Genomic DNA, 17,732 nt, shown 5'->3' with positions numbered 1-17,732 from the left:
ATCCGGCGGGCTTTTTCATCTTCGCGTTCGCGATTCCGGGGGCGTATCCGTTGCCGGGGTGGGCGCCCTATCCCAGCCTCTGCCACCAACCCGCCTCAACGGCAGGGCGAATAACGCGGAGCGTTATCCGCCGAGGCATGCTCGCCGGGAACACCCGATGGCCGGCAGCCGCGCCGGTCGGCGCCGCTCCCTGCGGAGCCTCAGATCTTCGCCAGCGCCTGCGCCAGGTCGGCCTGCAGGTCCTCCAGCGCCTCGACGCCCACCGACAGGCGGATCAGCGAGTCACCGATGCCCAGGTCGGCGCGGGTTTCCGCCGGGATGCTGGCGTGGGTCATGATCGCCGGATGCTCGATCAGGCTTTCCACCCCGCCCAGGCTCTCCGCCAGGGAGAAGATCCGCACGTTCTCCAGGAAGCGCCGGGCGCCGGCCAGGTCGCAGCGCAGGTCGAGGGAGATCATCCCGCCGAAGCCACGCATCTGCCGTTTCGCCAGCTCATGCTGCGGGTGCGAAGCCAGGCCGGGGTAGTAGACCCGCGCCACCTGCGGCTGGCGCTCCAGCCACTGGGCCAGGGCCAGGGCGTTGCTGCAATGGCGCTCCATGCGCAGCGCCAGGGTCTTCACCCCGCGCAGGGTGAGGAAGGCGTCGAACGGCCCGGAGATGGCGCCCACCGAGTTCTGCAGGAAGCCCAGGCGCTCGCGCAGGTCCGGGTTGTCGCCGACGATGGCGATGCCGCCGATCACGTCGGAATGGCCGTTCAGGTACTTGGTGGTGGAGTGCACCACCACGTCGAAGCCCAGTTCCAGGGGGCGCTGGATGTAGGGGCTGGCGAAGGTGTTGTCGGCCACGCTGATGATGCCGCGGGCGCGGCAGAGCTGGGCGATGGCGCGCAGGTCGGTGAGGCGCAGCAGCGGGTTGCTCGGGGTTTCCACCCAGACCATGCGGGTTTCCGGGGTCAGCGCGGCCTCGAAGGCCTGCAGGTCGGTCGGGTCGACGAAGCTGAAGCGATGCCCGGCGCTGCGCCGGCGGACCCGCTCGAACAGGCGGAAGGTACCGCCGTAGAGGTCATTTCCAGAAACGATGTGGGAACCGGCGTCGAGCAGCTCCAGCACCGAGGAGATCGCCGCCAGGCCGGAGGCGAAGGCGAAGGCCTGGGCGCCGCCCTCGAGGTCGGCCACGCAGCGCTCCAGGGCCCAGCGGGTCGGGTTGTGCGAGCGGCCGTAGTCGAGCCCCTTGTGTACCCCGGGGCTTTCCTGGATGTAGGTGGAGTTGGCATAGATCGGCGGCATGATCGCGCCGGTCGAGGGATCGGGGGCCTGCCCGGCGTGGATGACCCGGGTCGCGAAGGCCTGGGCCGGGGCGTCGGGATGCTGGTCGTGCTGGCTCATGCGAGCTTTCTCCGCAAATGGTTCAACAGGTCGAAACGGGTGATCAGGCCGTGGAAGCCGCTGGCGTCGGCGACGATCGCCACCAGGCCGCGGTCCAGGACCGCCTGCAACTGGGCCAGGCTGGCGCCGGGCGCGAGGGTCTCCGGCGCGGCGTTCATCGCGCTGCTTACCGCATCGCGGAAGCGTGGCGCGTCGGCGTGGACACCGAGCAGGATATCCGACTCGTCGATCACACCGACCAGTTTTCCATCGTCCAGCACCGGCAATTGCGAAACGTCGGCCAGGCGCATGCGCTGGAAGGCGGTGAGCAGGGTGTCGTCCGGACCGACGCTGATCACCCGGCCCTCCTCGAAGCGCCGCGCGATGATGTCGCGCAGGTCGCCGTAGTGCTTGCGTTGCAGCAGGCCCTGGTCGGTCATCCACTGGTCGTTGTAGATCTTCGACAGGTAGCGGGTGCCGGTGTCGCAGACGAAGCTGACCACCCGCTTCGGCTCCTTCTGCTCGCGGCAAAAGCGCAGCGCCGCGGCCAGCAGGGTGCCAGTGGAGGAGCCGCCGGGAATGCCCTCGACGCGCAACAGTTCGCGGGCCATGGCGAAGCTTTCCTCGTCGCTGATGGAATAGGCATGGCGCACGCTGGAGAGGTCGGCGATGGCCGGTACGAAGTCCTCGCCGATGCCCTCCACCGCCCAGGAACCCGGCGTACCCAGGGTGCCGGAGCGGGAGTACTCGGCCATGATCGAGCCCTCGGGGTCGGCGAGCACCATCTCCAGCTCCGGCTGGACCTTCTGGAAGAACCGGGTAAGGCCGGTCAGGGTACCGGAGGAGCCGACGCCGACGACGATGGCGTCGAGATCGTGGCCGGTCTGCGCCCAGAGCTCCGGGCCGGTGCCGCACTCGTGGGCCAGCGGGTTGGCCGGGTTGTTGAACTGGTCGGCGAAGAAGGCGCCGGGAATGTCCTGCGCCAGGCGCGCGGCAACGTCCTGGTAGTACTCCGGATGGCCCTTGCCGACGTCCGAGCGGGTGATGTGCACCTCGGCGCCCATGGCGCGCAGGTGCAGGACCTTCTCGGTGGACATCTTGTCCGGCACCACCAGCACCACCCGGTAGCCCTTCGCGCGGCCGACCAGGGCCAGGCCGAGACCGGTGTTGCCGGCGGTGGCCTCGACGATGGTGCCACCGGGCCGCAGGCGGCCGTCACGCTCGGCGGCCTCGATCATGGCGACACCGATGCGATCCTTGATGGAGCCGCCGGGGTTCTGCGATTCGAGCTTGAGGTACAGGGTGCAGGGGCCGGTATCGAAGCGCGTCACGCGAACCAGCGGGGTGTTGCCGATCAGGTCGAGCACGGCGGGACGTGAGTCGGAAGTCATCTTTTCTCCTTTCGGTGTTTCCGCACGGAGCGATACGGTGCGCGGCCTCGTGAGCCATTGCACCTATCCGTTCTGGGGCTTGCAGACCATAGGGGCTGGCGCGCGCGGGCGCCAATAACCTACAGGTAGAACGTTAGAACCTTTGGTTCCTTAAGTCCCGCCGGAGGAATTCCCTGCCGACCGTGGCGCCACCCATGAAAAAGCCCGCCGGATGGCGGGCTTCTCGCACCTGGCGACGAGCCTCAGATGCGCTGCGGCCCGTTGCGCTCGGACACCTGTCCGTTGAGGGTCCAGAAGTCGTAGAGCACGCCGAGGAAGAACAGGCCGCCGGTGAACAGGTAGATGATCCCGGTGATCCACTTGCCCATGTACATCCTGTGCACGCCGAGCACGCCGAGGAAGGTCAGCAGGATCCAGGCCACGTTGTAGTCCAGGTTGCCGCCCTGGAAGCGCCGGTCGGCCTCGCGGTCCATCGACGGGATGAGGAACAGGTCGATGATCCAGCCGATGAAGAACAGGCCGAAGGTGAAGAACCAGATCGTCCCGGTGATCGGCTTGCCGTAATAGAAGCGGTGCGAACCGGTGAAACCGAAGATCCACAGCAGGTAGCCGATGGCCTTGCTATGGGTGTCGTGCTGTTGAGTCATGCGTCCCCCTCGTTCCGTGCGCGGCTGCGGCCGCGCTTGAGCCGCAGGTTAGCGGAGCGGCGGACGCCGCGCCAGAGCGGCCCGGCGCATGACAGTTTTGCAATTGCCTATCCTGTAGGCTGGTGCTGCCGCCACCGCCCCACAGGAGCCGCCATGAGTGCCGGACACGAGCACAGCTTCGCCCAGACCAACTCGACCCGCCTGAAATGGGCGTTGCTGCTGACCGGAAGCTTCCTCGTCGCCGAGGTCGTCGGCGGCATCCTCACCGGCAGCCTGGCGCTGATCTCCGATGCCGCGCACATGCTCACCGACGCCGTGGCCCTGGCCATCGCCCTGGCCGCGATCAACATCGCCAGGCGCCCGACCAACGATCGCCTGACCTACGGCTACCACCGCTTCGAGATCCTCGCCGCGGCGTTCAACGCGTTCCTGCTGTTCGGCGTGGCCTTCTATATCCTCTACGCGGCCTACGAGCGGCTCAACCAGCCGGCGGAGATCCAGTCCGTGGGCATGCTGGTGATCGCCGTGCTCGGTCTGCTGGTGAACCTGGCCAGCATGCGCCTGCTGGCGCCGGCCCAGGGCAACAGCCTGAACGTCAAGGGCGCCTACCTGGAGGTCTGGAGCGACATGCTCGGCTCGCTGGGGGTGATCGTCGCCGCGATCGTGATCCGTTTCACCGGCTGGGCCTGGGTCGACTCGCTGGTGGCGGTGCTGATCGGTTTCTGGGTCCTGCCGCGCACCTGGATCCTGCTGCGCGAGAGCCTGCATGTGTTGCTCGAAGGGGTGCCGAAGGAAATCCAGTTGGCCGAGCTGCGCGAAGCGCTGCTGGGGATTCCCGGCGTGACCGGGCTGCACGACCTGCATGTGTGGTCGATCACCAGCGGCAAGATCAGCCTGACTAGCCATCTGGTCTACGACCCGGCCCTGGTCGACGCCGAGGCGCTGCTGGGCACGGTGAAGGCGCTGCTGCACGACCGCTACGAGATCGAACACAGCACCCTGCAACTGGAAACCTCGGCCTGCGCCCAGGCCGAGGAGCCGCTGGCCTACTGAAGGCGGTTCAGCGGAAGCGCCGGCCGGCAGGGTCGTCGTCGGTGATTTCCAGGCTCAGGCCCTGGGTCAGGTTCGACAGGTGGTCGGCGTCGCTTTCCGAACCGAGCTTGATCATCAGGCGCAGGTCGTTGGCCGAGTCGGCGTGGGCCAGGGCGTCCTCGTAGGTGATCTCGCCCTGGGTGTAGAGCTGGTACAGCGCCTGGTCGAAGGTCTGCATGCCCTGCTCGGTGGAGCGCTTCATCAGCGGCTTCAGCTCGTGCACCTCGCCCTTGCGGATCAGGTCGGCGGCCAGCGGGGTGTTCAGCAGCACCTCGATCACCGCCCGCCGCCCCTTGCCGTCGGGGGTCGGCACCAGTTGCTGGGCGACGATGGCCTTGAGGTTCAGCGACAGGTCCATCCACACCTGGCCATGACGATCAGCCGGGAAGAAGTGGATGATCCGCTCCAGCGCCTGGTTGGCGTTGTTCGCGTGCAGGGTCGCCAGGCACAGGTGGCCGGTCTCGGCGAAGGCCACGGCGTGGTCCATGGTCTCCCGCGAGCGCACCTCGCCGATCATGATCACGTCCGGCGCCTGGCGCAGGGTGTTCTTCAGCGCCACCTCGAAGGAGTCGGTGTCCAGCCCCACCTCGCGCTGGGTGACGATGCAGCCCTGGTGCTGGTGGATGTACTCGATCGGGTCCTCGATGGAGATGATGTGCCCGGTGGAGTTCTTGTTGCGGTAGCCGATCATCGCCGCCAGCGAGGTGGACTTGCCGGTGCCGGTGGCGCCGACGAAGATCACCAGGCCGCGCTTGGTCAGCGCCAGCTTCTTGAGGATTTCCGGGAGCTTCAGCTCTTCCAGGGTCGGGATGTTGGTCTCGATCCGGCGCAATACCATGCCCACCAGGTTGCGCTGGTAGAAGGCACTGACCCGGAAGCGGCCGATGCCGCGGGCGCTGATGGCGAAGTTGCACTCATGGTTCTCGGCGAAATCGCGGCGCTGCTGCTCGTTCATCACGCCTAGCACGGTCTCGCGGGTCTGCTCCGGCGACAGCGGCGTCTTGGTCACCGGCATCACCCGGCCGTTGACCTTCATCGACGGCGGTACGCCGGCGGTGATGAACAGGTCGGAGCCGCCCTTTTCCACCATCAGGCGCAGCAGCTTTTCGAATTCCATGATGTTCTCGCTCACTCAGGGGCGCGCCGCGACGGCGAGCCGGATGCGGGCGAGCGGGCGCTGGACGCGCTCGCCGGCAAGGATAGGTAGGAATGCGCCTACGGTACCGCTCTCCCGCTCTTGAATCCTAGACGCAGTTCCGGGATTCGGGCGAAGCGCGGCGGATCGGCGCCAGGATCAGAAGTTTTCCGGGATCTTCGCCTTCTCGCGGGCATTCTCGCGGCTGATCAGGCCCTTGGCGACCAGGCCCTTGAGGCACATGTCGAGGGTCTGCATGCCCAGCGAGCCGCCGGTCTGGATCGCCGAATACATCTGCGCGACCTTGTCCTCGCGGATCAGGTTGCGGATCGCCGGGGTGCCGATCATGATCTCGTGGGCCGCCACCCGGCCGCCGCCGATCTTCTTGATCAGGGTCTGCGAGATCACCGATTGCAGCGACTCGGAGAGCATCGAGCGAACCATGGCCTTTTCCTCGGCCGGGAACACGTCGACCACCCGGTCGATGGTCTTCGCCGCCGAGGTGGTGTGCAGGGTGCCGAATACCAGGTGGCCGGTCTCCGCCGCGGTCAGGGCCAGGCGGATGGTTTCCAGGTCGCGCATCTCGCCGACCAGGATGATGTCCGGGTCCTCCCGCAGCGCCGAGCGCAGCGCTTCGCTGAAGCCGAGGGTGTCGCGATGCACCTCGCGCTGGTTGACCAGGCACTTCTTCGATTCGTGGACGAATTCGATCGGGTCCTCGATGGTGAGGATGTGGTGGTACTTGGTGTTGTTCAGGTAGTCGAGCATCGCCGCCAGGGTGGTGGACTTGCCCGAACCGGTCGGCCCGGTGACCAGTACCAGCCCGCGCGGGACGTCTGAAACACGTTTGAACACTTCTCCCATGCCAAGCTCCTCCATGGTCAGTACCTTGGAGGGAATGGTCCGGAATACCGCGCCGGCGCCACGGTTCTGGTTGAAGGCGTTGACCCGGAAACGCGCGACGCCCGGCACCTCGAAGGAGAAGTCGGTCTCGAGGAATTCCTCGAAGTCCTTGCGCTGCTTGTCGTTCATGATGTCGTAGATCAGCGCATGCACCTGCTTGTGTTCCAGCGGTGGCAGGTTGATCCGGCGTACATCGCCATCCACCCGGATCATGGGCGGCAGGCCGGCGGAGAGGTGCAGGTCCGAAGCGCCCTGTTTGGCACTGAAGGCGAGCAGCTCGGTAATATCCATGGGACTCCCCAATTACAAGCAAGCAGGTAGAATGCCGCCAAAGCCGCCGTCTCGGACAAGGAAAACACCGGATGAACCAGGGTGCTTCCAGGACACGCGTGGTGTCCTGCGCCAGACGCGGAACCTCGACACTGGAACAGGAAGATGGCCATCGAGGCCGGCGGTTTCGAGGGCGTCGAGCCGACGCCGACCGCACTTCCATAGGGCGCAGGTAATGTCCACGATAGCAGAGAATATTGCAAAGGTTGCCGCGCGCATCCGTGAGGCAGCGCAAGCTGCGGGGCGCGATCCGGCCACGGTCGGCCTGCTCGCCGTGAGCAAGACCAAGCCCGCCGCCGCGGTGCGCGAGGCGCACGCCGCCGGCCTTCGCGACTTCGGCGAAAACTACCTGCAGGAGGCCCTCGGCAAGCAGGCCGAACTGGCCGACCTGCCCTTGAACTGGCACTTCATCGGCCCCATCCAGTCGAACAAGACGCGGCCCATCGCCGAGCATTTCCAGTGGGTGCACTCGGTGGACCGGTTGAAGATCGCGCAGCGCCTGTCGGAGCAACGCCCGGCCGGGCTGCCGCCCCTGAATGTCTGCCTGCAGGTCAACGTCAGCGGCGAAGCCAGCAAGTCCGGCTGCGCCCCCGAGGACCTGCCGGCCCTGGCCGAGGCCGTGAAGCAACTGCCCAACCTCCGATTGCGTGGCCTGATGGCCATCCCCGAACCCACCGCCGAACGCGCCGCGCAACACGCCGCGTTCGCCCGCCTGCGCGAACTGCTGCTAGACCTGAACCTTGGCCTGGACACCCTGTCCATGGGCATGAGCGACGACCTCGAGGCAGCCATCGGCGAAGGTGCGACCTGGGTCCGCATCGGTACCGCCCTGTTCGGCGCCCGCGACTACGGCGCGCCGGCTTCTTGAAGGAATCCCCTATGAGCACACCCCGCATAGCGTTCATCGGCGCCGGCAACATGGCCGCCAGCCTGATCGGCGGCCTGCGCGCCCAAGGCGTGCCGGCGGCGCAGATCCGCGCCAGCGACCCGGGCGCCGAGCAACGCGCGAAGATCGCCGGCGAGTTCGCCATCGACGTGGTCGAGTCCAACGCCGAGGCCGTGGCCGACGCCGACGTCGTGGTCCTGTCGGTCAAGCCGCAGGCCATGAAAGCCGTGTGCCAGGCCTTGGCGCCGGCGCTGAAGCCGGAGCAACTGATCGTCTCCATCGCCGCCGGCATCCCCTGCGCCAGCCTCGAAGCCTGGCTCGGCCAGCCGCGCCCGGTGGTCCGCTGCATGCCCAACACCCCGGCGCTGCTGCGCCAGGGCGCCAGCGGGCTGTACGCCAACGCGCAGGTCAGCGCCGCGCAACGCGAGCAGGCCGGGCAGCTGCTGTCTGCGGTAGGCATCGCCCTGTGGCTGGACGACGAAGCGCAGATCGACGCGGTGACCGCGGTGTCGGGCAGCGGCCCGGCGTATTTCTTCCTGCTGATGCAGGCCATGACCGACGCCGGCGAGAAGCTCGGCCTGTCCCGCGAGACAGCCTCGCGCCTGACCCTGCAGACCGCCCTCGGCGCGGCGCAGATGGCGCTGTCCAGCGAGGTCGAGCCGGCCGAACTGCGGCGCCGGGTGACTTCGCCCAACGGCACCACCGAGGCGGCGATCAAATCCTTCCAGGCCAACGGCTTCGAAGCACTGGTGGAGCAGGCCCTGAACGCCGCCAGCCAGCGCTCCGCCGAGCTGGCCGAACAGCTTGGCCAATAAGGAGTAGTCGATGATCGGCCTCAACACCGCTGCTATCTATATCCTCCAGACCCTCGGCAGCCTCTACCTGCTGATCGTGCTGCTGCGCTTCATCCTGCAACTGGTCCGCGCGGACTTCTACAACCCCCTCAGCCAGTTCATCGTGCGCGCCACCAAGCCGCTGCTGAACCCGCTGCGGCGGATCATCCCCGGCTTCGGCGGGATCGACCTGGCCTCGCTGGTGCTGGCGATCCTGATCCAGCTAGTGCTGATGATCCTGATCCTGATGCTGATGGGCTACGGCGTCGGCGGCTTCATCATGCAACTGCTGATCTGGTCGATCATCGCCGTCACCTCGCTGTTCCTGAAGGTGTTCTTCTTCGCCCTGATCATCAGCGTGATCCTTTCCTGGGTCGCCCCGGGCAGCTACAACCCCGGCGCGCAACTGGTGAACCAGATCTGCGAACCGCTGCTGATGCCGTTCCGCAAGCTCCTGCCGAACCTCGGCGGACTGGATCTCTCGCCGATCTTCGCGTTCCTCGCGCTGAAGCTGATCGACATGCTGGTGATCAACAACCTGGCGGCCATGACCGGCATGCCCCAGCAGTTGAGCATCTTCCTCTGAGCTTCTACCGCTGGGACGGCGAGGACCTGCTCCTCGATTGCCACCTGCAGCCCAAGGCGAGCCGCGACGAGTTCGCCGGGCTGCACAGCGAACGCCTGAAGATCCGCCTCACCGCACCGCCGGTGGAGGGCAAGGCCAACGCCCATCTGCTGGCCTTCCTCGGCAAGGCCTTCGGCGTGGCCAAGAGCCTGGTGAGTCTCGAAAGCGGCGAGCTGAACCGGCAGAAACGGGTGCGCATCCGCCGTCCGACCCGATTGCCGGAGGAACTGGGGATCGCCGCTCGACCCGCTTGACCGACCTTACGTGCAGGAATGTGAAGCAGGCCAATTGACGCTCCCCCGCTCCCCCGCATAATCCACGCCATCCTTCCCCCGCCGGTCCCGCGCCCTGGAGCCCCTGGATGAGCATGGAAAGACTCAGCCATCAAATCGACGCCTACGTCGCCTGGAAGCGCGAGCTGATGCGGGAAATCACCCGCTATCGCGGCTGGCTGGAGCGCAGCCGGCTGAACAGCCCGGCGGTCGAGGCCAAGCTCGAACGCGCCCTGCGCCAACTGCGCGCGGACCACATCACCCTGGCCTTCGTCGGCGAGTTCTCGCGTGGCAAGACCGAGCTGATCAACAGCCTGTTCTTCGCCGGCTACGGCCAGCGCATGCTGCCGTCCCACGCCGGGCGCACCACCATGTGCCCCACCGAGCTGTTCCACGATCCGCGCGCCGAGCGCAGCTACATCCGCCTGCTGCCGATCGAGACGCGCCTGGCCGACGCCAGCGTCGCCCAGTTCAAGCGCGTGCCGCGCCACTGGGTGAACATTCCGCTGGACACCGGCGACCCGGAGGGCATGGCCCAGGCCTTCGCCCAGGTCGCCAAGACCAAGGCGCTGCCGGTGGAACAGGCGATCCAGCTCGGCTTCCATCCGGATGCCCTGGAAGCCGCCGACGAGCCCGACCAGGTGCGCGTCCCGGCCTGGCGCCACGCCCTGGTCAACTTCGACCACCCGCTGCTGCGCCAGGGCCTGCGGATCCTCGACACGCCCGGCCTGAACGCCCTCGGCAGCGAGCCGGAGCTGACCCTGTCGATGCTGCCCAACGCCCAGGCGATCCTGTTCCTGCTGTCCGCCGACGCCGGTGTCACCGCCTCGGACATGGAAATCTGGCAGAAGTACATCCAGCCACTGCGCGAGGACGGCCATAGCAGCCTGTTCGCCGTGCTGAACAAGATCGACGTGCTCTGGGACGACCTCTCCGGCGAGCGCTTCGTACAGAACGCCATCCGCCTGATCCAGGACGGCACGGCCCGCCAGCTCGGCCTGCAGCGCGGCGACGTGCTGCCGCTGTCGGCGAAGCAGGCGCTGCTGGCCAAGGTCCGCGGCGAACCGGCGCTGCTCGAACGCAGTCGCCTGGATCGGCTGGAAGCGCTGCTCTGCGAGCGCATCGTCGCGCAGAAGGAAGCGCTGCTGGAGAACGCCGTGCTCGGCCAGGTCCTCGGCCTGCTGCACAACAGCCAGCATCTGCTGCGCCTGCGCCTGGAGAAGGTCGAGGAACAGCGCGCGCTGCTCGACGACAAGCAGCGCGACAGCGGCCAACTGCTGTTCGAACTGACCGCGAAGACCAAGGACGACCACGGCCGCCACCACCGCCGCCTGCTCAACCTGAAGACCAACCAGCGCCTGTTGCAGCACCAGGGCGCGACGCTGCGCGAGACGATCCGTAGCGAACGCATGGAACAGCACCTGCAGAAGGTGCGGCGCAACCTCAACGGCAGCCTGACCACGGTCGGCATCAACCAGGCGATCCTGGCGTTCTTCCGCGCGGTGGAGCACGACCTCGACAACCTCGAGCACGAGGCCGGCATGGCCAACCGCATGGTCGCCGCCATCTACCGCCGGCACAACGAGGAGAACCCGCTCTACGCCCTCGACGCGCCGCAGCTGCGGGTCCAGCGCTACCAGCGCGAACTGTTGCAACTGAAGAAGAAGGGCGACCAGTTCCGCCTGCAGTTGAAGACCGTGCTTACCGAGCAACGCCTGCTGACCCGGCGCTTCTTCGCCACCCTGGTGCAGGAGGTGGTCGGCCTGCACCAGCGTCTGCGCGAGGAAACCGAGCGCTGGGCCAACGACGCGCTGATGCCGCTGATGCAGCACACCCTGGAAAACAAACAGTTGCTCGAAAGCCACATGCTCCGCCTCAAGGGCCTGGCCCAGGAGACCCAGCAGGTACGCCAGCGCAGCCAGGCCTTCGCCGGGTTCGCCGAGGAATTGCAGGAACAGTTGCGCGAAGCCGGCGACATTCTCCGCCAGTTGCGCCGCCCCTCGCCCCTGCAGCGCCAGGCCAAGGTGGTCAACCTGCCCGGCTCGCAGCGCGCCTGACCCCGCTCCCACGGCGCGCGCCAGCGCGCTTGCCGCTGGGGGCGACGCTCTTTAGACTGGCGCCCTCCTTTGTTCGAGAGCAGGGTCGATGCCCACAGTCTTCCCCGACGACTCCGTCGGTCTGGTCTCCCCCCAGACGCTGCACTTCAACGAACCGCTCGAGCTGACCAGCGGCAAGTCCCTGGCCGAGTACGACCTGGTGATCGAAACCTACGGCGAGCTGAATGCCACGCAGAGCAACGCGGTGCTGATCTGCCACGCCCTCTCCGGCCACCACCACGCCGCCGGCTACCACAGCGTCGACGAGCGCAAGCCGGGCTGGTGGGACAGTTGCATCGGTCCGGGCAAGCCGATCGACACCCGCAAGTTCTTCGTCGTCGCCCTCAACAACCTCGGCGGTTGCAACGGATCCAGCGGCCCCGCCAGCATCAATCCGGCGACCGGCAAGGTCTACGGCGCGGACTTCCCGATGGTCACGGTGGAAGACTGGGTGCATAGCCAGGCGCGCCTGGCAGACCGCCTCGGCATCCGCCAGTGGGCCGCGGTGGTCGGCGGCAGCCTCGGCGGCATGCAGGCGCTGCAATGGACCATCAGCTACCCCGAACGCGTCCGTCACTGCCTGTGCATCGCCAGCGCGCCGAAGCTGTCGGCGCAGAACATCGCCTTCAACGAAGTCGCCCGGCAGGCGATTCTTTCCGACCCTGAGTTCCTCGGCGGCTACTTCCAGGAACAGGGCGTGATTCCCAAGCGCGGTCTCAAGCTGGCGCGGATGGTCGGCCATATCACCTACCTGTCCGACGACGCCATGGGCGCCAAGTTCGGCCGTGTACTGAAGACCGAGAAGCTCAACTACGACCTGCACAGCGTCGAGTTCCAGGTCGAGAGCTACCTGCGCTACCAAGGCGAGGAGTTCTCCACCCGCTTCGACGCCAATACCTACCTGCTGATGACCAAGGCGCTGGACTACTTCGACCCCGCCGCCGCCCACGGCGACGACCTGGTGCGCACCCTGGAGGGCGTCGAGGCGGACTTCTGCCTGATGTCCTTCACCACCGACTGGCGTTTCTCGCCGGCCCGCTCGCGGGAAATCGTCGACGCCCTGATCGCGGCGAAAAAGAACGTCAGCTACCTGGAGATCGACGCCCCGCAAGGCCACGACGCCTTCCTCATGCCGATCCCCCGGTACCTGCAAGCCTTCAGCGGTTACATGAACCGCATCAGCGTGTGAGGACCCGATGCGCGCCGATCTCGAAATCATCCAGGAATGGATTCCCGCCGGCAGCCGCGTCCTCGACCTCGGCTGCGGCGACGGCGAACTCCTGGCCTGGCTGCGCGACCACAAGCAGGTCAGCGGCTACGGCCTGGAGATCGACCCCGACAACATCGCCCGTTGCATCGAAAACGGGGTGAACGTGATCGAGCAGGACCTCGACAAGGGCCTGGGCAACTTCGCCAGCGACAGCTTCGACGTGGTGGTGATGACCCAGGCGCTACAGGCCGTGCACTATCCGGACAAGATCCTCGAAGAGATGCTGCGGGTCGGCAAGACCTGCATCATCACCTTCCCCAACTTCGGCCACTGGCGCTGCCGCTGGTACCTGGCGCGCAACGGCCGGATGCCGGTCTCCGAGTTCCTGCCGTATACCTGGTACAACACGCCGAACATCCATTTCTGCACCTTCCAGGACTTCGAGCGCCTGTGCCGCCAGTTGCGCATGCGCGTGCTCGACCGCCTGGCCGTAGACCGTGACCACCGGCATGGCTGGGCCAGCCGGCTGTGGCCTAATCTATTGGGTGAGATTGGAATCTACCGGGTCACCGGACCCGGAGTGCAGACCCGCAACCTCGCCGTCTAGGAACGCGCCAGGCTGCGGGCCAGGGCCGGGCGCCCCTCCGCTCGTCCTCGGGAGAGCGCTGCCGAAGCCGGCCAAGGCCGCCAGCAGCAGACCATGGACAACGTCCATGCCACCTTTCAGGAGAAACCACCATGCGCCGCTTCACCGCTTTCGTCCTCGGCCTCTGCCTGAGCCTGCCGGTCCTCGCCGAGCAGGTGCAGCGCTTCGGCGACCTGGACGTCCACTACAACGTGTTCAACTCCAGCTTCCTCCAACCCAACGTGGCCAGCGCGGTCGGCCTGGTACGCAGCAAGGCGCAGGGCGTGATCAACGTGGTGCCGATGGAGAAAGGCAAGCCGGTGGAGGCCAGCGTGACCGGCTCGGCCAAGGACCTGACCGGCAAGGTCATTCCCCTGGAGTTCCGCCGGGTCAGCGAGGAAGGCGCCATCTACAACCTGGCGCAATTCCCGATCAGCCAGCGCGAGACCCTGGTCTTCACCATCAAGGTCGAGGCCAAGGGCGAACCTGCGCAAACCTTCAGTTTCAACAAGGAAATCTTCCCGGACGAATGATCAAGCTCGAACAGCTGGTGCTGGCCAGCCACAATGCCGGCAAACTCAAGGAACTCCAGGCCATGCTCGGCGCCAGCGTGAAGGTGCGCTCGATCGGCGAGTTCAGCCAGGTGGAACCGGAGGAAACCGGTCTTTCCTTCGTCGAGAACGCCATCCTCAAGGCACGCAACGCCGCACGCCTCTCCGGCCTGCCGGCGCTGGCCGACGACTCCGGGCTGGCGGTGGACTTCCTCGGCGGCGCGCCGGGCATCTACTCGGCGCGCTATGCCGACGGCCGGGGCGACGCGGCGAACAACGCCAAGCTGCTGGAGGCCATGAAGGATGTCCCGGACGCCGAGCGCGGCGCGCAGTTCGTCAGCGTGCTGGCGCTGGTGCGCCACGCCGACGACCCGCTGCCGATCCTCTGCGAGGGCATCTGGGAAGGCCGCATCCTTCGCGAAGCCCGCGGCGCCCACGGCTTCGGCTACGACCCGCTGTTCTGGGTGCCGGAACGCGACTGCTCCAGCGCCGAGCTGGCGCCCGAGGAGAAGAACCGCCTCAGCCACCGGGCCCGCGCCATGGCCCTGCTCAAGCAGCGCCTGGGTCTCTGAGCCGCAACCGCCGGCGCCGCCCCCGGGCGGCGTCGGCACGGCGTTTCGTCCGGCCGCCTTGGAGGTTGGCCGAACTCATGCCACGATAGCGCCCCGAAACCGCCCCCACCCTGCCCCGCCGTGACCCAAGCCACCCCGTTCCAGCTCCCGCCCCTGGCCCTGTACGTGCATATCCCCTGGTGCGTGCGCAAGTGCCCGTATTGTGACTTCAACTCCCACGCCGCTGGCCCGGAGCTGCCCGAAGAGGCCTATGTCGACGCCCTGCTCGCCGACCTGGAGCAGGACCTGCGCCATGTCCACGGCCGGCGCCTGGGTTCGATCTTCTTCGGCGGCGGCACGCCCAGCCTGTTCTCGGCCAAGGCCCTGGGCCGGCTACTGGAAGGCGTCGAGCGCAGGGTCGGCTTCGCCGACGGCATCGAGATCACCCTGGAAGCCAATCCCGGCACCTTCGAACAGGTCAAGTTCGCCGACTACCGGCGCCTCGGCATCAATCGCCTGTCCATCGGCGTGCAGAGCTTCCAGGCCGACAAGCTGCAGGCTCTGGGGCGCATCCACGACGGCGCCGAGGCAGTGCGCGCCGCCGACATGGCGCGCCAGGCCGGCTTCGACAACTTCAACCTCGACCTGATGCACGGCCTGCCCGGGCAGAGCCTCGACGACGCCCTGGCCGACCTGCGCCAGGCCCTCGCCCTGGCCCCCACGCACCTCTCCTGGTACCAACTGACCATGGAGCCGAACACGGTGTTCTGGAGCCAGCCGCCGGAGCTGCCCGAGGACGACATCCTCTGGGACATCCAGGAAGCCGGCCAGGCCCTGCTCGACGCGCACGGCTACCGCCAGTACGAGACCTCCGCCTACGCCCGCGACGGCCTGCGCGCCCGGCACAACCTGAACTACTGGAGCTTCGGCGACTTCCTCGGCATCGGCGCCGGCGCCCACTCCAAGCTGAGCGCGCCGGACGGACGCATCGTGCGGACCTGGAAGACCCGCCTGCCGAAGGACTACCTCAACCCGCAAAAGGCCTTCCAGGCCGGCGAGCGCCCGCTGGAAGCGGCCGACCTGCCATTCGAGTTCATGATGAACGTGCTGCGCCTGGTCGACGGCGTCCCCGCCGCGCTCTACCCGCAGCGCACCGGCCAGCCGCTGGCGACGATCACCGATGCCTGCGCCGCCGCGCGCGACGCCGGGCTGCTCGCCGACGACCCGCAGCGCCTGCGTCCCAGCGAACGCGGCCAGCTGTTCCTCAATGACCTGCTGCAACATTTCCTGCCGTGACGACGGATGCACGCCCATCCGTGCCGGCAGGCAGGTAAACTCCGCCGACCGACACGCCGATTCGTTACAAGGAACCCTCGATGGATTACGCGCTGGACCTGATCGCCACCCTGTCGCGCTGGAGCCGCAGCCACCTGTCGGACATTTCCCTGGCCATCATGGCCACCCTGCTGGTGCTGTTCGGCCCGGCGATCAACGCCTGGGTACAGCAGCGCATCGGCAGCCTCAACTTCGTCTTCCGCACCCTGCTGTTCGTGTTGATCTGCGCGGTCGGCTACGGCCTGGCGATGGTCTTCGTCACCCCCTGGCTGGCCAAGGGCCTCGGCTACTTCAACAACTACACCCTGGCGCCCGTGCTCCTGCTAGTGTTCTTCGTGATCGGCATGATCGCCGATCGCAGCTGAGCCCCCGGTCTCCCGGCGGCCAGCGCCGTCCCCAAGAGCGTCATGGCCTCCGGGAGCCCGCATGAAACCGATCAAGCACCTCTATCTGCATTTCACCGACGGCCAGCGCCTGTCGCTGCGCTTCCCGCGCCAGCAGGACGACCCGGCCGAGGTCGCCCGCAGCATCCGCCAGCAACTGGACACGCCCTATCTCAGCGTCGAGGTCGACGGCGACCTGCTGCTGATCCCGCGGGACAGCATCAAGTACCTGCAGATCAGCCCGGCGCCGGCGCGCCTGGACGACGACGGCACGCTGCGCGGCGCCGAGCTGATCGTCTGAGGGCCGTCCGCCTCAGTTACCCTCCCGGCGCAGCGCCTGCGGGGTGAAGTCGCGCGGCCCGACCTGCACGCCGAAGTCGTACATCGGCTCGTTGTTGTCCAGCCCATCGACGAAGTAGCGGCCGCCCTTGAAGTCGTAGATCGCTTCCAGGGTGCTGGAGACCAGCGGCACATCGTAGTAGTTGATCGGATGGACCTCCTGGGCCCGGGTCAGCACGCCATCCTTGTCGTAGATGTCGGCGGCGAGGATCTGCCAGCTGTCTTCGTCGAGGTAGAAGCGGCGCTTGGCGTAGGGATGGCTGAAGCCCTTGCGCAGGGTCGCCTCGACCACCCAGACGCGATGTAGCTCGTAGCGCAGCAGGTCGGGATTGATGAAGCGGCTCTTGAGGATGTCGCCATAGGCGAGGCCCTTCTGGTGCACCGCGTAGCTGTTGTAAGGCACCAGCATCTCGCGCTTGCCGAGCAACGCCCACTCGTAGTGGTCCGGTGCGCCGTTGTAGACATCCACGGTGTCCGCCGTGGCCATGCCGTTGGTATCCGGCTGCAGGCTGTCGTAGGCCAGGGTCGGCAAGCGCCGCACGCGCCGCTCGCCACGGTTGAAGCGCCAGGCCTTGCGGATCGACAGCACCTGGTCGAGGGTTTCCTGCACCACCAGCGCCGAACCGGCCAGGCGCGCCGGCGCGACCACCTTGTACTTGTAGTAGAACAACGTGTTGTCGAGGTTCTCCGGGATCATCCCCTCGCGGCCATAGACGAAGTACAGGTAGCGGTCTAGCTTGAGCAGGTTGTAGCTGCCGTTGGCCAGCACCGCCGCCTGGTTGGTCTGCAGGTGCAGTTGCTCGCCGCGGTAGCGCATGATGTGGTTCCAGATCGCTTCCTGGCCGCTCTGCGGCAGGGGGAAGGGCACGCCGGCGGCAGCGCCCTGCACGCCGTTGCCGTCGGCGATCAGCTCGGCGCGGCTGGCGTTGGCGCGGGTAGCGTCGTACAGGCGCTGCGGCAGGGATGCGCTGCGGCGGGTGGGGAAGACCCGCAGGTGGTAGTCCGGGTTGGCCTGCAGCAAGGCCTGGGTGCCCGGCGTCAGCAGCGCCTGGTAGGCGGCCATGTTGCGGCTGTCGACGACCAGGCGCGGACGATCGGCGGCGAACGGGTCGAGGTGATGCATGCCGGGCCGGTAGCCGGCCGGCGCCTGGGTGATGCCGCCGG

The 17,732-nt window shown here is 67.2% G+C and carries 19 protein-coding genes; 13 read left to right on the top strand and 6 right to left on the bottom strand.

The features are described from left to right. Positions 1-200 precede the first annotated feature (200 nt). The 3 genes from HMPREF2924_RS25630 to HMPREF2924_RS25620 all read right to left on the bottom strand — a co-directional run bounded on the left by HMPREF2924_RS25630 (position 201) and on the right by HMPREF2924_RS25620 (position 3,402). Positions 201-1,385: a cystathionine gamma-synthase gene (locus HMPREF2924_RS25630; protein WP_003110017.1), complete on the bottom strand. Its 1,185-nt coding sequence runs from the start codon at positions 1,383-1,385 to the stop codon at positions 201-203. After that, a complete protein-coding gene (locus HMPREF2924_RS25625) occupies positions 1,382-2,755 on the bottom strand; it encodes a pyridoxal-phosphate dependent enzyme (protein ID WP_003100955.1) in 1,374 nt (457 codons plus the stop codon). The genes HMPREF2924_RS25630 and HMPREF2924_RS25625 overlap by 4 nt, the downstream gene beginning before the upstream one ends. 242 nt (positions 2,756-2,997) lie before the next feature. Next, positions 2,998-3,402, bottom strand: a complete 405-nt coding sequence (locus HMPREF2924_RS25620) for an NINE protein (protein ID WP_003084560.1) — start codon at positions 3,400-3,402, stop codon at positions 2,998-3,000. Positions 3,403-3,555: 153 nt separating this feature from the next. Between HMPREF2924_RS25620 and czcD the strand changes: the two genes are divergently transcribed. Further along, on the top strand, positions 3,556-4,455 hold the full coding sequence (gene czcD, locus HMPREF2924_RS25615) for a CDF family zinc transporter CzcD (protein WP_003100957.1): 900 nt from the start codon (positions 3,556-3,558) through the stop codon (positions 4,453-4,455). Positions 4,456-4,462: 7 nt separating this feature from the next. On the opposite strand, the gene pilU is transcribed toward czcD, so the two are convergent. Together pilU and pilT are read right to left on the bottom strand one after the other, a co-directional pair. After that, positions 4,463-5,611: a type IV pilus ATPase PilU gene (pilU, locus tag HMPREF2924_RS25610; RefSeq protein WP_003110016.1), complete on the bottom strand. Its 1,149-nt coding sequence runs from the start codon at positions 5,609-5,611 to the stop codon at positions 4,463-4,465. 177 nt (positions 5,612-5,788) lie between these two features. Then, complete coding sequence (pilT, locus tag HMPREF2924_RS25605) at positions 5,789-6,823, bottom strand: type IV pilus twitching motility protein PilT (RefSeq protein ID WP_003084552.1); 1,035 nt, start codon at positions 6,821-6,823, stop codon at positions 5,789-5,791. A 214-nt stretch (positions 6,824-7,037) separates the two neighbouring features. Here pilT and HMPREF2924_RS25600 point away from each other — a divergent pair, with 214 nt between their 5' ends. The 12 genes from HMPREF2924_RS25600 to HMPREF2924_RS25545 all read left to right on the top strand — a co-directional run bounded on the left by HMPREF2924_RS25600 (position 7,038) and on the right by HMPREF2924_RS25545 (position 16,530). Continuing rightward, entirely contained in the window at positions 7,038-7,730 is a 693-nt protein-coding gene (locus HMPREF2924_RS25600; protein ID WP_003084549.1) for a YggS family pyridoxal phosphate-dependent enzyme, read from the top strand. 11 nt (positions 7,731-7,741) lie between these two features. Further along, positions 7,742-8,563 carry a pyrroline-5-carboxylate reductase gene (proC, locus tag HMPREF2924_RS25595; RefSeq protein ID WP_003084546.1) on the top strand — a complete coding sequence of 274 codons (822 nt, stop codon included), beginning with the start codon at positions 7,742-7,744 and terminating at the stop codon, positions 8,561-8,563. A 10-nt stretch (positions 8,564-8,573) separates the two neighbouring features. Next, the gene (locus tag HMPREF2924_RS25590; protein WP_003084544.1) at positions 8,574-9,167 is read left to right on the top strand and encodes a YggT family protein; all 594 of its coding nucleotides are present in this window, start codon (positions 8,574-8,576) and stop codon (positions 9,165-9,167) included. Beyond that, complete coding sequence (locus HMPREF2924_RS25585; protein ID WP_031627661.1) at positions 9,164-9,460, top strand: DUF167 domain-containing protein; 297 nt, start codon at positions 9,164-9,166, stop codon at positions 9,458-9,460. The genes HMPREF2924_RS25590 and HMPREF2924_RS25585 overlap by 4 nt, the downstream gene beginning before the upstream one ends. 107 nt (positions 9,461-9,567) lie before the next feature. Continuing rightward, positions 9,568-11,535 carry a dynamin-like GTPase family protein gene (locus HMPREF2924_RS25580; RefSeq protein WP_003084539.1) on the top strand — a complete coding sequence of 656 codons (1,968 nt, stop codon included), beginning with the start codon at positions 9,568-9,570 and terminating at the stop codon, positions 11,533-11,535. Between the two features lie 88 nt (positions 11,536-11,623). Next, complete coding sequence (locus HMPREF2924_RS25575; RefSeq protein ID WP_003084535.1) at positions 11,624-12,763, top strand: homoserine O-succinyltransferase MetX; 1,140 nt, start codon at positions 11,624-11,626, stop codon at positions 12,761-12,763. A 7-nt stretch (positions 12,764-12,770) separates the two neighbouring features. After that, positions 12,771-13,391 carry a methionine biosynthesis protein MetW gene (gene metW / locus HMPREF2924_RS25570; RefSeq protein ID WP_003084530.1) on the top strand — a complete coding sequence of 207 codons (621 nt, stop codon included), beginning with the start codon at positions 12,771-12,773 and terminating at the stop codon, positions 13,389-13,391. A gap of 131 nt (positions 13,392-13,522) precedes the next feature. After that, positions 13,523-13,942, top strand: coding sequence for a DUF4426 domain-containing protein (locus tag HMPREF2924_RS25565; protein ID WP_003084528.1), 420 nt, complete (start codon positions 13,523-13,525; stop codon positions 13,940-13,942). Then, positions 13,939-14,532, top strand: a complete 594-nt coding sequence (rdgB, locus tag HMPREF2924_RS25560; protein ID WP_003084527.1) for an RdgB/HAM1 family non-canonical purine NTP pyrophosphatase — start codon at positions 13,939-13,941, stop codon at positions 14,530-14,532. The genes HMPREF2924_RS25565 and rdgB overlap by 4 nt, the downstream gene beginning before the upstream one ends. Positions 14,533-14,652: 120 nt before the next feature. Further along, the gene (gene hemW / locus HMPREF2924_RS25555; RefSeq protein ID WP_003128950.1) at positions 14,653-15,807 is read left to right on the top strand and encodes a radical SAM family heme chaperone HemW; all 1,155 of its coding nucleotides are present in this window, start codon (positions 14,653-14,655) and stop codon (positions 15,805-15,807) included. An 80-nt stretch (positions 15,808-15,887) separates the two neighbouring features. After that, a complete protein-coding gene (locus HMPREF2924_RS25550; protein WP_003084525.1) occupies positions 15,888-16,211 on the top strand; it encodes a DUF3392 domain-containing protein in 324 nt (107 codons plus the stop codon). A gap of 61 nt (positions 16,212-16,272) precedes the next feature. Next, entirely contained in the window at positions 16,273-16,530 is a 258-nt protein-coding gene (locus tag HMPREF2924_RS25545) for a hypothetical protein (RefSeq protein ID WP_003084524.1), read from the top strand. Positions 16,531-16,542: 12 nt separating this feature from the next. Here HMPREF2924_RS25545 and HMPREF2924_RS25540 read toward each other — a convergent pair. Beyond that, the coding region (locus tag HMPREF2924_RS25540; RefSeq protein ID WP_070700720.1) for a DUF1329 domain-containing protein at positions 16,543-17,732 on the bottom strand (1,190 nt) is incomplete at its 5' end.

Source organism: Pseudomonas sp. HMSC063H08, from assembly GCF_001813645.1.
Classification (GTDB): Bacteria; Pseudomonadota; Gammaproteobacteria; order Pseudomonadales; family Pseudomonadaceae; genus Pseudomonas; species Pseudomonas aeruginosa.
Note: the sequence above shows the minus strand (reverse complement) of the source record. Positions and strands in the feature narration are given on the sequence as shown.

Excerpts from the sequence above, each read along its gene's own strand:
- HMPREF2924_RS25630 (WP_003110017.1), bottom strand. The coding sequence starts at position 1,385 with ATGAGCCAGCACGACCAGCATCCCGACGCCCCGGCCCAGGCCTTCGCG.
- HMPREF2924_RS25625 (WP_003100955.1), bottom strand. The coding sequence starts at position 2,755 with ATGACTTCCGACTCACGTCCCGCCGTGCTCGACCTGATCGGCAACACC.
- HMPREF2924_RS25620 (WP_003084560.1), bottom strand. The coding sequence starts at position 3,402 with ATGACTCAACAGCACGACACCCATAGCAAGGCCATCGGCTACCTGCTG.
- czcD (WP_003100957.1), top strand. The coding sequence starts at position 3,556 with ATGAGTGCCGGACACGAGCACAGCTTCGCCCAGACCAACTCGACCCGC.
- pilU (WP_003110016.1), bottom strand. The coding sequence starts at position 5,611 with ATGGAATTCGAAAAGCTGCTGCGCCTGATGGTGGAAAAGGGCGGCTCC.
- pilT (WP_003084552.1), bottom strand. The coding sequence starts at position 6,823 with ATGGATATTACCGAGCTGCTCGCCTTCAGTGCCAAACAGGGCGCTTCG.
- HMPREF2924_RS25600 (WP_003084549.1), top strand. The coding sequence starts at position 7,038 with ATGTCCACGATAGCAGAGAATATTGCAAAGGTTGCCGCGCGCATCCGT.
- proC (WP_003084546.1), top strand. The coding sequence starts at position 7,742 with ATGAGCACACCCCGCATAGCGTTCATCGGCGCCGGCAACATGGCCGCC.
- HMPREF2924_RS25590 (WP_003084544.1), top strand. The coding sequence starts at position 8,574 with ATGATCGGCCTCAACACCGCTGCTATCTATATCCTCCAGACCCTCGGC.
- HMPREF2924_RS25580 (WP_003084539.1), top strand. The coding sequence starts at position 9,568 with ATGAGCATGGAAAGACTCAGCCATCAAATCGACGCCTACGTCGCCTGG.
- HMPREF2924_RS25575 (WP_003084535.1), top strand. The coding sequence starts at position 11,624 with ATGCCCACAGTCTTCCCCGACGACTCCGTCGGTCTGGTCTCCCCCCAG.
- metW (WP_003084530.1), top strand. The coding sequence starts at position 12,771 with ATGCGCGCCGATCTCGAAATCATCCAGGAATGGATTCCCGCCGGCAGC.
- HMPREF2924_RS25565 (WP_003084528.1), top strand. The coding sequence starts at position 13,523 with ATGCGCCGCTTCACCGCTTTCGTCCTCGGCCTCTGCCTGAGCCTGCCG.
- rdgB (WP_003084527.1), top strand. The coding sequence starts at position 13,939 with ATGATCAAGCTCGAACAGCTGGTGCTGGCCAGCCACAATGCCGGCAAA.
- HMPREF2924_RS25550 (WP_003084525.1), top strand. The coding sequence starts at position 15,888 with ATGGATTACGCGCTGGACCTGATCGCCACCCTGTCGCGCTGGAGCCGC.
- HMPREF2924_RS25545 (WP_003084524.1), top strand. The coding sequence starts at position 16,273 with ATGAAACCGATCAAGCACCTCTATCTGCATTTCACCGACGGCCAGCGC.